General features: G+C 46.5%; 7 protein-coding genes. 6 read left to right on the forward strand and 1 reads right to left on the reverse strand.

The window, feature by feature from the left end; genetic code table 11:
- The first annotated feature begins 137 nt into the window (after positions 1-137).
- Positions 138-1,829 carry a helicase associated domain-containing protein gene (locus ACXYMU_RS04225; protein WP_458985103.1) on the forward strand — a complete coding sequence of 564 codons (1,692 nt, stop codon included), beginning with the start codon at positions 138-140 and terminating at the stop codon, positions 1,827-1,829.
- 120 nt (positions 1,830-1,949) lie between these two features.
- Here the strand turns inward: ACXYMU_RS04225 and ACXYMU_RS04230 are convergent, their stop codons facing one another.
- On the reverse strand, positions 1,950-6,059 hold the full coding sequence (locus ACXYMU_RS04230) for a hybrid sensor histidine kinase/response regulator transcription factor (protein WP_458985104.1): 4,110 nt from the start codon (positions 6,057-6,059) through the stop codon (positions 1,950-1,952).
- A 972-nt stretch (positions 6,060-7,031) separates the two neighbouring features.
- On the opposite strand from ACXYMU_RS04230, the gene ACXYMU_RS04235 reads away from it, so the two are divergent.
- From ACXYMU_RS04235 to ACXYMU_RS04255, 5 genes are all read left to right on the forward strand, one after another.
- Positions 7,032-7,856, forward strand: coding sequence for an alpha/beta hydrolase (locus ACXYMU_RS04235; RefSeq protein ID WP_458985105.1), 825 nt, complete (start codon positions 7,032-7,034; stop codon positions 7,854-7,856).
- Positions 7,857-8,362: 506 nt separating this feature from the next.
- Complete coding sequence (locus ACXYMU_RS04240) at positions 8,363-9,517, forward strand: endo-1,4-beta-xylanase (RefSeq protein WP_458985106.1); 1,155 nt, start codon at positions 8,363-8,365, stop codon at positions 9,515-9,517.
- Between the two features lie 3 nt (positions 9,518-9,520).
- On the forward strand, positions 9,521-11,485 hold the full coding sequence (locus tag ACXYMU_RS04245; RefSeq protein ID WP_458985107.1) for a glycoside hydrolase family 97 protein: 1,965 nt from the start codon (positions 9,521-9,523) through the stop codon (positions 11,483-11,485).
- A 135-nt stretch (positions 11,486-11,620) separates the two neighbouring features.
- Positions 11,621-12,475, forward strand: coding sequence for a sialate O-acetylesterase (locus ACXYMU_RS04250; protein ID WP_458985108.1), 855 nt, complete (start codon positions 11,621-11,623; stop codon positions 12,473-12,475).
- A gap of 119 nt (positions 12,476-12,594) precedes the next feature.
- Positions 12,595-13,116: a VOC family protein gene (locus ACXYMU_RS04255; protein ID WP_458985109.1), complete on the forward strand. Its 522-nt coding sequence runs from the start codon at positions 12,595-12,597 to the stop codon at positions 13,114-13,116.
- Positions 13,117-13,181: the final 65 nt, after the last annotated feature.

Raw genomic sequence — 13,181 nt, forward strand, 5'->3', positions numbered from 1 at the left:
CCGGACAAGATGCATTCGCGAAAAGAGCCAATAGAAGTTGTTGCTCCCCAAAAGAAAGCTTCGGGTACTGGAGGTATTTATTCCAGACGGTGATAGAAGTACAATCGCTAGTAATAAAGATAGCTTAAAAGGTAGGGATGACATATCAAGGAGAAAGCCTATTCAACAAGGAGTACAAAGACAAGTGGTACACCAACTATCGCAAGTTGAAGCCCTATGTTAGCAGCAACGAACTTCCTGCTGGTACTATTGACATAGAGCTTGCGAAGTGGGTAAGCATTCAGCGGCGCATCAGGCATATGCTTTCGGGTGAGTTAAAGGAGAAGCTGGAGGAGTTGAATAGTATAGTAGATGAATCAACAAGCTCCTGGAATGCCATGTACAGGCAGCTGGTCCTCTTCGTGCAGGAAACCGGCCATACCTCCATTCCAGATGATGAAAAACATGAGCAGCTTAAAGACTGGCTGATGCGGCAAATCATCCATAAAAGGCTCCTGTCGGAAACCCAGCTACAGCAGTTAGACAGGCTAGAGGTGGATTGGGACATATCCATTAGCAGGGAGCACCGCTGGAATCAGATGTACTGGAGGTTAAAGGATTTTTATGCAGCCTTTGGCCATAGCCGCGTACCCAGACGGTGGGAAAAGGACAAGCAGCTTGCCCTGTGGGTGACGATGCAGCGAAAGATGCACAGGGAGGGCAAGTTGAGTGAGGACCGGGAACTCAGGCTCAACGAACTGAAGTTTACCTGGAGCATTCTTGATGTGTATGATGCCCAGTGGGAGATGTATTTCCAAAAAATGGTCGCCTTCAACAAGAGACATGGCCACTGCCGGGTACCCTGCAAGCACACAAAGCTGGTAAGCTGGATAGAACGACAGAGGCTTTCTAAGCAAAAGGGTCAGCTCCCACAGGACAGGTATAAGCGGCTTGAAGAGATCGGGTTTACCTGGAGCTGTGAGGATATGAAAAGGAGTAGCTGGGAGGAAAGGTATGAACAACTGAAGGTATACAGAAAAAACAAAGGCGATTGCTTTGTACCTACTAATTATAGAGAGAACAAGAGCCTTGGCAATTGGGTAGCTACGCAAAGGAGACTTGAGGCGAAAGGTAGGTTACAGGCCACAAAGAAGAAGAGGTTGAATCAGTTGGGCTTTGTGTGGGGAAAGGATGTGAAGCACAAACTGCAGGCGATTTATGATAAGCAGTGGAGCGACAGCTTTGAGCAGCTAAAGGCTTACAGGGAGGAGCATGGTAGTTGTCAGGTATCACTGAAGATAAACCCGGTGCTTCAGCAATGGACCAACTGGCAACGCAAGCTTTTCTGCCAGGGCAAGCTCTCGCTTGCGCGCATCAATCGTCTGAATGAAATACACTTTCCGTGGAGCGTGCAGGAGGAGTATTGGATGAAGATGTACGAGGCGTTAGTTGATTTTAGGAATCAGTTTGGCCACACCTGTGTCCCTTTTCGGTGGGAGCCGAATCCACAGCTATCAGCTTGGGTGTACAGAATGAGGTTAAACAAGTTGACCTTGGGTACACCAAAGGTAGAGTTGTTAGAGCAGATTGATTTTGAATGGACTCTCAACCGCCGAAGCATCCTGCCGTGGGAAACAATGTATAAGCGCTTAACTGAGTTCAAAGAGGTTCATGGGCATACATGTGTGCCAGTTAAGTGGCACGAAGACCAAAAGCTGGGCAAGTGGGTAAGTAGGATGCGGCATGAGAGGGAAAAGCTGGATCCGGAACGGCTGTTTCTCCTGGAGGCAATAGGTTTTGAGTGGAAACACCGATTTGATTGCAAAAAGAACAGCGGTACTAGCAACTGATTTGCTTTATATATACGTACGCTTGTGTCTGCTTCAGGGATATTTCCCTTTGGTATAAAATACAATGGCTTGATCCATTAAATGCTCAAACTGGTGCATGAATAACATAGGGTGTATGGGTTAAGTGCTGCTTGCTGTTTCAAACTGATTTAAGTGCGTTTCCATGTAAGTTGTTGGAGGTACTCCATAAAGTTCTTTGAAGGCAGTTGAAAAAGAGGCTAGGCTTGTAAACCCAACCGCAAAGGCTACTTCAGAAATATTTATATGCTTGCTTGAAAGTAAGCCTGCTGCTTGCTGCAAGCGGATGTTTCGAACAAAATCCCGTGTTGTCTGGTTTGTTAGCTGCTTCATTTTCCGGTGTAAGTGTACACGACTTATACCAGCCTCATTGGCAAGCATTTCAACACTTAGAGCAGGGTTGTTGATATTCTGGTTGATAATATCCAAGAGTTTGGCTAACAGCTTTTCATCTGCAGACTTTAAAGCAACCCTCTGTACTTTATCAGCGTGGTGCTGATTGCCGCTAAAATTGTTTTTTAGCATTTCCCGGTTCCTGATGATATTTTGAACGGTCTTTCTTAAAATTTCAATGTTGAATGGTTTTACAAGATAAGCGTCAGCCCCCATGCCCAAACCTTCTAAATTGTCTTCTTCTTCAGATTTAGCGGTCAATAGTACGACTGGGATATGGTTTATATTGACGTTTTGTTTGATTTTCCGGCAAAGGGTGATACCGTCCATTTCAGGCATCATCACATCACTGATAATCAGATCGGGTGTTTCGCTTAACAAAATAGAAAGTGCTTCTTTCCCATTAGCGCTCTCCATCATGTGGTAGTCTGCGGCAAACTCCTGGCAGATATACCTCCTGATTTCTTCGTCATCGTCTACAACGAGCACATGGCTTTTGGGCTTAGATTTGATTTTTACTTCATCTGTATCATCTGCTGGTATGGGTAAGGCATGTATGGCAGGCGCAGATTTTTGCACTAGAGTTGTTTGTTCCTGCAGGTCTTCTGCCTTTAGGTGTTCCTTCCCTAAAGGTAGGCGCATGACAAAGCGGCACCCACGGCCTTCCGGTTTGTTTTCTACCCAGATGTTGCCGTGGTGAAGCGCTACAATTGAGCGGGTTAGGTTCAGGCCAATGCCTGTGCCTCCCACGAAATGGTTGTGGGGTGTTTGGACCTGGTAAAAGCACTCAAAGACTTTTTCCCGCTCACTTTCCTCAATGCCGATGCCGTTATCTGATACAATTATCTCCACATACTGGCGCAGCTCATTTTGCTTGTTTTCGTCTTCTCCGGAATGGAGGTAAATACTTATTTCTCCGTTCTTGGGTGTAAACTTAAACGCATTGGAAAGCACATTCAATATAGCCATGTCGAAATGTTTGGGGTCCACCCACACCGGTAGCTGTTGTACATTGTGGAGGAAGTGGAACTTTATACTTTTGGCCTGCGCCTGTTCGTCGAATATGGTGCAAAGCTCCTTGACGAATCCTACAATTTCTGTTTCCTGGAATTTCAACTGCATTTTTCCCTTATCGATCTTCCGGATATCCATGAGCTGGTTAATGAGAAGCAAGATGCGCTCAGCGTTACGCTGCATGGTGGCATAGGATTTCTGGCGCTCCCTGTCTTTGTCTGTTGCCATCAGCTTTTTCAAGGGGCTAATGATAAGGGTCATAGGTGTGCGGATCTCGTGCGAGATATTGATGAAGAACTGCAGCTTGGCATCGTTAATCTGCCTGGCATGCAAGTGCTCCTGCATTTTCTGGCGGGTGCGCTGCCGATGGCGAATCTGCATCGTCACCAATACGAAAACGACTGCCAGTATAAGCCCATAAGCGGCTTTAGCCAGGGGAGAAAAATACCAGGCAGGGGAAACAAGAATTGAAATTTCCCTGGCAGGTGAATAATGACTGTAGTCTTTTGCCCTGAACCTGAAGCGATACGTTCCAGGTGCCAGATCAGTGAAGTTGACGGTGTTCGTTCCCGGGCGCAGGTTAATCCAATCGCCATCCTGCAGGGAGTACTGGTATGTAATACGCTCTGGATTAGCAAAGTCCATGGCCGATAACTCTATGCTGAAGGAGTTGTCTTTGTTGGAGAGGTGGAATCTGTCGGCATCCATCACAGCGGTGTCGACAATAGCATACTTGCCGGATTTCATTCCTTTCTTTACCGCCTGGTTGTGCAAATAAAAGCCTGTGATACGAACATCCAGCTTATTTTCGGAAGCGGAAATCACCTCTGGTATTTCTGAGGGGTGGAAGTAGGTGACACCATTGATTCCCCCAAAAATGATTTGCCCTTTTCCTGTTACAAATGCTGCTCCCTTGCTAAACTCGTTTCCTTGTAAGCCGTCGTTTGCATAATAATTGATAAAGCTACTTCGCTGGGAATTCAGCTTTGAGATACCATAATTCGTACTGATCCAAATATTGCCGGCATCATCTCCTTTTATCGCACTTATCACATTGCTGGGCAACCCATCATCCATCGTATAGGGCCTTATTTTACCTGATTTGCTGTCCAGGTGCATCAGGCCCTGTGAGGTGCCAACCCAGATGTTCCCTTTTGGGTCTTCGTATAGGGAGTATACAATAGACCCATGCAGCAAGCGATTGGTACCATGTGTAGAAACGAAACTTTTGGTCTTTAAGTCGAGGCAGCCAATGCCATCATAAGTGCCGATATAAAGCTTGTCTTTGCTTGTCAGCAGTAGGCAGTTAATCCAGCGGTTATGGAGGGTATTTTCCGTGCCTTTGTTCTCGGAACCCGAAATGGCATCGTAGTGTGTGACCTGGTGCGATTGTAAGTCCATGGAAAACAACCCGGCGCCCATACTGGCAATCCAGAGTGTCTTGTGCCGGTCTTCCACCAGGCTGTAAATCCGCTCCACCCGATTGGAGTTTTCATCCCTTATTTCAGGTATGTATTCACTCTTTCCTGTTTTCCGGTTCACTTTCGCCAAGCCGTGATGGTACGAGCCCAGCCAGAGGGTATGATTAGAGTCTTCGTAAATGCTCATGATAGAGGAAGACACGGAGGCGGGGTCCGAGGTATGGCTGAAATGGGCTTTTTGCTTTCCATCCGGGCCGATCCCATAGAGGCCGTCGCTGTCTGTGCCAATCCAGAGCGTGCCCTCATGGTCTTCGAAAACAGAGAGAATGGCATTAGAGCCGATTGTGTTGTTATGAACTGACTTATAACCGATGTACTTAAAGTTACTGGCACTGGCAGGTAGTAGCATCACTCCTTTCTGATAGATGCCTAACCAAAGGTTGCCCACCTTATCCTCCAGAATGGAGTGGACCTTTGACTTTTTGAAATCGAAGGTCGCTACATTGAAATTTCCATCCGTTATGATCTTTTTACTCAGGTCATAGATTTTCACTCCTTCGCCATCGGTCCCCAGGTATAGCTTGCTCTCCTGCTTGCTCTGGTGCATAGAACTGATGGATAAGTTCGGAGAAGGCGAATAGGGAATCAGGCTAAGGACATCGGTCGCTTTGTTATGGACAAAAAGCCCATTGCTGCCTGTGCTAATATAAATATTGCCCTCCTTATCCTGGCAGATGCCAGTGATGGGGCTCCTGGGCATTTCAGCTTCGCTAAAGCGCTTGATACGCCCACTCTTTCCGATTCGAAAGAGCCCTTTGTCCTGGGTGGCTACCCACAGGTTCTGATTTGTGTCCTCAAAAAGGTAATCGATGATGCCGGCCGGGAGCTGAAATTTAGCTTGCTGTACTTTGGGTTCTGTGCCCTCAAATTTCAATGAAAATACCCCGTAACCAGAAGTGCCTATTAATACTTCCCCATTTTGACGTTCAGTTATACTCAGCACATGTGCATCCAGCTTGCCGTTTCCTTCCCACAGCATTGGGATTTGCCTGAATGAGTCTGTTGCATGGTCGTATAGCTGCAGGCCATTATAATACCCTACCAGCAGATGACCCTTCCTGTCCTCGAACAGGAAACTGACATAATTATTCAAGATAGAATGAGGGTCCTGCTGCTCATGCTTGTAGATAGTGAATTTAGACCCGTCGTACCGATTCAACCCATCTTCAGTGGCAACCCATATGATACCCTTACTATCCTGATAGACCTGATGTATTAAACTGTTGGAAAGCTCCATGTCAGCGGAAAACATTTTTCCGGCTTGTGCAAATGCACCATCGAACATCCAAAAGAGTATAAAAAGTAGCTTAATTTTTTTATGCACAGTACTAGAGTCATTAATGTAAACCAAGAGTTTAACCACACCGCTTAGCAAAATAGCTTATAAGAGAAACAATACTCTGTTTTCAGGGTGCGTCAGCTTCCACATGTTATAAAGCTTTCCCATCTTACGGGTTATGAGTTTAAACAATTTTGAAGAAAGTCTGTGATATTTTTGAAAACTTCTACTATAAAGTAAGTCTTCAGTTTAACCCGGCAGCTGCACATCCTTTGACTTTATGATGGAGAGACTGGGCCATCCTGTATGATGATAACCAGCGACAGCAGCTCCCTTTTACTTGTTTCCTGACTGATAGGGCCTAACCTATTGCTTTGGCTCCTGTTGATTTAGGAAGTTTGGCGCTTGCATTAATTAAAGCAGGTGCAGTTGAATTGAATTATCAAGCATGGACAAAGGAATTTCGCTTTTCGTTCGCTTAAAAGGATACTTTCTAGTTAAATAAGCTAATCAGTTGCCTTCCCGCTGACATCAAACTGACATATAACATGAACATATAAATATGTTATATGAGTTCTTGTTCATGTAACATGGCCTGAAGCACGTGTTATATCAATCTGATTAATTTTTCCTGTAAAACATTATATTTGTTTAAACATGTGGTTTCTTTACATGTGCACATAAGCTTTAAAGCAATTTACAGGGTGATCCGATAGGTATAAGGGAGTATTTGGTATTGAAAATAGGCTAAGAACAGAGAAAAACCAGAGAGCAAGCAAGACAGAACGCTTCCATAGCACGCCCTGCTGGGGTTTTACTTCACAGTCCGTCTGGCCTGGATGCCGCTCACTGCCTTTGCCCTGCCCCGCTCTTAGCCACCAGTCAGGTATTGGTAAATGATGGATTGTGGCATTCAGCCTTTAAGATACTTTGCAGGATGCACGCTTTTAACGGTATTTCTATTCACTACAAAATGTCAATGAGATAATGAGGTTTGCACTTACAATTCTTAATGTTTTGCTGTTCGCATCACTTTCCTGGGCACAGCACCTGGACAAAAGGGCTCCAATAGGATTTGACCAGTTCCAGACAAGTATCCCGCATGGGCAAGTCGACACGGTAGAGTACCATTCAAAAACAGTTGGTACAAAGCGAAAGGCGTTGGTGTATACGCCTCCGGGATTTACGGAGAAGGAGAAATACCCGGTCTTATACCTTTTGCATGGGATTGGCGGTGATGAATATGAGTGGTTAAGGAACGGGCAACCCCAAGTTATCCTGGACAATCTTTATGCACAAGGCAAATTGAAACCCATGGTAGTGGTGCTTCCGAATGGCCGGGCAATGAAAGATGATCGGGCGGTGGGGAATGTCTTCGATAGCGTGAAGGTACAGGCGTTTGCCACCTTTGAAAGGGATTTGCTGGATGATCTACTCCCTTTCATTGAACGGGAATACCCTGTTTATAAGGATCGGAAGCGCCGGGCTATAGCAGGCTTATCTATGGGAGGTGGCCAATCCCTTAATTTTGGCTTAGGAAACCTGAACAAATTTGCATGGGTTGGAGGGTTCTCGTCTGCACCTAACACGAAAGCACCGGAAAAATTATTGCCTGAACCGAAAAAGGCAAAAGAGAAATTAAAGCTGCTTTGGATCTCCTGTGGAGAGGATGATAACCTCATGAGCTTCAGTAAGCGCACCCACGATTACCTGGACAGGCATAATGTTCCGCATGTCTTTTATGTGGAACCAGGCGGACATGACTTTGAGGTTTGGAAAAATGACCTGTATATGTTTTCTCAGCTGTTGTTCAAGAACGGGGATATGTACAGAACTTTCTAAATCACTGGAAGGACGCAAAGGCGAAGCTTTCACGCAGCCTTTGCGTCAAGTAGCCAATGTGAGAACGCTGCAGGTTCGCCTTCGCAGGATTACGTTTCGAGGTTGATGCTTGCTTGTTCAGCCTGTACCAACCCACCGTATTGTTATAGCAGGCAGCAACTGTTACTGTTGTCCTAAGCGTGTACTCTCCAACTCAACTTTCTGGGCTGAAAAGCCTATTCCAGGTAAAATATGGCTCAATGTTACATGATCGAAAGTGTTTGTTACACTCATTTCTGGTGATGTAACATGGTCTAAAAGGCCTGCACCACACAGAAGTTCTTTCTTCCACTGATTAGATATATTTGTTTAAGGGTTTTGATACTGATGTAGGTATAGGGTTGGAGGCGCCAGGTGAATAAGACGCGGTGGCCGAACAAACCGGAATGGCATAGAACCAGATACAGATAGTGCAGCTATATTTCTGCACACTCTCAAGAGGCGAAAAATTTAGGAATGATGATAAAATGATGATAAGAGGAATATTAAATAAATCAATAGTAGCTATTCTTGGAGTTGCGCTTCTCTGTGGCGGCTGTAAGGTCGCTAACCCAGGTGCATCTGAAACCAATACCGCAGAACTATCGCTCAAGGAAGCCTACAAAAACAAGTTTTACATTGGTACAGCGCTCAACACCCAGCAGATTACAGGCCAGGACACGGCAGCCATCAGGGTGGTGAAGCAACATTTCAATGCGATTGTTGCCGAGAACATCATGAAGAGCGGGTTGATCCAACCAAGAGAGGGTGAATTCCGATTTGACCTGGCAGACCAGTTTGTGGCATTTGGTGAGCAGAACAACATGTACATCAACGGACACACGCTCATCTGGCACTCGCAGCCGCCACGTTGGTTCTTCACCGACAGCCTTGGCAATGATGTATCGCGTGACGTGCTGATCCAGCGCATGAAAGACCACATCCATACGGTTGTCGGCCGTTACAAAGGGCGGGTGAATACCTGGGATGTGGTGAATGAGGCTATCATGGACGACGGCTCCTGGAGGATAACGAAGTTCTATGAAATCATCGGTAAGGATTTCGTAAAGCTCGCCTTCCAGTTTGCCCATGAGGCCGACCCTGCTGCAAAGTTGATGTACAACGACTACTCCATGGCCCTGCCTGGCAGAAGAAACGGTGTAGTGGCCATGGTAAAGGAGCTGCAGCAGCAGGGGATGCGGATAGACGGAATCGGCATGCAGGGGCATATAGGCTTAGACCACCCCTCCCTCGAGGAGTTTGAAAAGAGTCTTCTTGCCTTTTCTGACCTGGGGCTGGAAGTTTCTATTACCGAGCTGGACCTCTCTGCGCTTCCTTCTCCAAGACGGGATGTAGGGGCCGATGTGGCTACCAGTTTTGAATACCAGCAAAGCTTGAACCCCTATACCGAAGGGCTTCCTGATTCCGTGACGGAGGCATTCAACGCACGTTATGTGGATTTCTTCAGGCTCTTTTTAAAGCACCAGGATAAAATTTCCAGAGTGACACTGTGGGGCGTAAACGATGGGCAATCCTGGAAAAACAACTTCCCTGTCAGGGGCAGGACAGACTACCCATTGCTTTTTGACAGAGAGAATCAACCAAAGTCCGTCGTTAAGGCTCTTATTCAGGCTGCTCAATAAAAGATGATCATGCGTTTAGAGGGTATAAAAAGATCAGTTCAGCTTTTAGTTTATTTGGTTGCGGTAGTTCCATGCCTGGCACAGGCACAAACCGGCACCGTCAAAAGTCCTGACGGTCAGCTTAAGATAGAGGTGTTCCTGCAGGGTGGTCAGCCATTTTACCGGGTAGCGTATAGAGGAGAGGCAGTTCTGGAGGATTCTCCCTTAGGGCTGGTCACCAATCTTGTTGATTACTCCAAAGAATTGACCTGGGTTGGTACTGAGCAGGAAACGATTGAGAAAACTTACCGGCAGGATAAGATAAAGCAATCCGAAATTCATTACCAGGCCAACAAACTGGTTTGCGCTTTAAAAAGCAAAGACGGCAAACCGCTGAAGATTGAGTTTAGGGTCAGCAACAATGACATCGCCTTTCGATACGACATCCCGGCATCCGGAGACCCGCTGGCTCTTGTTGTGGAAAGGGAGGTGACAGGGTTCAATCTACCTCAGGGTGCGAAGGGGTTTCTAACACCGCAGTCGAAGAGCATGGTTGGTTTTGCACGGACAAAACCGAGCTATGAAGAAGGGTATCAGGTAGAGCAGGACATTGCTGCCCAATCACCAAACGGCAAGGGCTATACCTTTCCGTGTCTCTTCCGGATTGGCGAAAAATGGACGCTGATTTCTGAAACCGGGGTGCGGGGACTTTACTGCGGTTCCCATTTAAGCGATCCCACGCCTGATGGGACGTATACCATTGCGTATCCTGACGAGACGGAGAACAACGGATTCGGAAGCACTGGCGCAGCCATCGGCTTGCCGGCCACGACTCCCTGGCGAACCATTACGGTAGGCCAGGGCCTGAAGCCCATTGTAGAAACAACCATTCCGTTTGATGTGGTAGAACCGCTTTACGAGCCTTCTATCGATTATGCGTACGGTAAGGGAACGTGGAGCTGGATTATGTGGCAGGACCAGAGCATGAACTATGAGGACCAGGTGAAGTACATCGATCTGGCGGCGCAGTTAGGCTACGAGTTTATATTAATAGACGCGTGGTGGGACCAGCGTATTGGCTACAAGCGCATGGAAGAGTTGATCGATTATGCCCGTTCCAAAAATGTTGGCGTTTTCCTCTGGTACAACTCCAACGGTGTAGTCAATGATGCTCCCCAAACTCCCATCAATAAAATGAGTACGGCCATCGCCCGGAAAAAGGAAATGCAGTGGATGCAGAAAAATGGTGTAAAGGGGATTAAGGTGGATTTCTTCGGAGGCGACAAGCAGGAGACCATGCGCTTGTATGAGGATATCCTGTCGGATGCCAATGATTACGGATTGATGGCGGTTTTTCATGGTACGACGCTGCCGCGCGGATGGGAGCGCATGTTTCCTAATTACGTGGGAAGTGAAGCCGTTCTGGCATCTGAGAACCTGATGTTCAGCCAGCGTGCCAATGATATGGAAGCTTATCATGCCACCCTGCATCCCTTTATCAGAAATGCCGTGGGCAGTATGGAGTTTGGTGGTGTGGTTTTAAACGAGCGGTACAACCGGACCAATGACGGGGGGAATTACAGAAAAACCACCGACGTATTTCAGCTGGCTACTGCAGTTCTTTTTCAGAACCCGGTACAGTTTTTTGCCCTGACGCCCAATAACCTGAACGACGCGCCTGATTACGCAATTGATTTTATGAAGCAGGTACCTACCACATGGGAGGAGACTATGTTCCTCGACGGGTATCCTGGTAAGTATTGTGTCCTGGCCCGAAAGCACGGAGACAAATGGTATGTAGCAGGGGTGAATGCCCTCTCAGAACCTGTTAAATTGAAGTTACGTGTGCCGATGCTCTCGGGGAAAGAGGTGAAGTTCTATGGAGACAAAAAAGACGGAACCAGCATTATGAAACGGGTGAAGGTAAATAAGAAAGGTGAGCTTGAAGTTACTATTCAGCCGCAGGGTGGAGTGGTTTTAGAACAATAACTACTTCTGGAGAGGTAACTACTTGATATTAATGCCTGCCATACAGTAACCATCCTAAGGGGAGACCTATCTGACGATGGTATTTAGTGAAGATACTTGTAGCGTGTCGCTGTTGAAAATTAAATCTATGAGAACATGAAATTTAAAATCAGCTTTTCCCTTCTTATCGCGTTGTTTTTAGTGCAATTACCCGCTTTTTCGCAGGGCAAGAATTTTTACGTCTTCCTAAGCTTTGGGCAATCTAATATGGAGGGCCATGCCAGGTTTGAACCGCAGGACACAACAGGGGTGGGTGATCGGTTTAAGGTCTTGGAAGCGGTAGACTGTGAAAATTTAGGGAGGAAAAAAGGAGAGTGGTATACCGCTGTTCCGCCTTTAGCCAGATGCAATACTGGCCTTACGCCCGCCGACTATTTTGGTAGAACTTTAATCGCAAACCTGCCCGACAGCATTAAAGTTGGGATTATCAATGTTTCTGTTGGAGGTTGCAAAATAGAACTGTTTGAAAAAGAAGGTTACAAGTCCTATGTTGCTACAGCTCCCGATTGGATGACGGCTGCCCTGAAGCCCTATGACAAAAACCCTTACGGGCGCCTGGTGGAGATGGCAAAGCTGGCTCAGAAAGACGGGGTGATAAAGGGAATCCTGCTGCATCAGGGAGAGTCAAACACAGGAGATACGGAGTGGCCCGTAAAGGTTAAAGGGGTGTATGATAACCTGGTGAAGGATTTGGGGCTCAACGCTGCTGCAGTCCCTTTGTTAGCCGGGGAAATGGTAAGCAAGGAGCAGGGAGGTGCCTGTGCCAGTATGAATGCCATCATCGCGAAGCTACCCGAAACAATTCCGAATGCACACATCATTTCTTCAGAAGGCTGCCCTGCCGTTGATGATCACCTGCACTTCAGTGCGGAAGGCTACAGAATGCTGGGCAGACGTTACGGAGAGAAGATGCTGTCACTGATGGGGTATGGCAAGGTTCAGCCTAAATAGTTAGGCTAAGATTTTAAATATTAGTAAGCTTATGCAATTGAAAAGAACCATTTAGGCGGGAACTACCGCATCATCACTCCTGAAATAACTTATAACACACCACCACAACATTAAATAATATGAGAGAATCTGTGAATAAATGGTTTTTATTGGTTGCTGCACTGTTAGTAACATTTGCTTCTCATGCGCAATCCAACTTCAGTAGCAAGTTAATTGGGTTAGGTGTGGTGGTGTCTGACCTGGACCGCTCTTTAGACTTTTATGTAAATGGAATTGGTATGGTGAAGGTCAACAGCTTTACGATCAATGAGGAATTTTCAAAGCGTTCGGGTCTTTCAAACGGCTTTCCGGCTTCTGTAACAGTCCTGAAGCTAGAGAATAGTTCGGATGCCAACGAATGGAAACTCATGAGCTTTGGGAAAAAAGCAACGCATCCGAAACAAACCTTCATTCAGGATGACACAGGGGTGCAGTACATTACCATCAATGTGAAAGCATTAAAGCCTGTAATCGAAAGGCTGAAGCAGCGGGATGTTGCATTCCTGGGAAGTTCTCCTACGCCTCTGAACCAGAATACGCATTTTGTGCTGGTGCAGGATCCGGATGGGACTTTTGTCGAATTGATAGGACCTATGGAATAAGTAGTCACTTGAAACTTTCATACCCGTTCAGTATGAAAGCAAGAGGCGAACAATCTTTTAACGGT

Source organism: Pontibacter sp. CAU 1760, assembly GCF_054482735.1.

Coding starts and splice junctions, on each gene's coding strand:
- ACXYMU_RS04240 (WP_458985106.1), top strand. CDS start 8,363: ATGATGATAAGAGGAATATTAAATAAATCAATAGTAGCTATTCTTGGA.
- ACXYMU_RS04225 (WP_458985103.1), top strand. CDS start 138: ATGACATATCAAGGAGAAAGCCTATTCAACAAGGAGTACAAAGACAAG.
- ACXYMU_RS04250 (WP_458985108.1), top strand. CDS start 11,621: ATGAAATTTAAAATCAGCTTTTCCCTTCTTATCGCGTTGTTTTTAGTG.
- ACXYMU_RS04255 (WP_458985109.1), top strand. CDS start 12,595: ATGAGAGAATCTGTGAATAAATGGTTTTTATTGGTTGCTGCACTGTTA.
- ACXYMU_RS04245 (WP_458985107.1), top strand. CDS start 9,521: ATGATCATGCGTTTAGAGGGTATAAAAAGATCAGTTCAGCTTTTAGTT.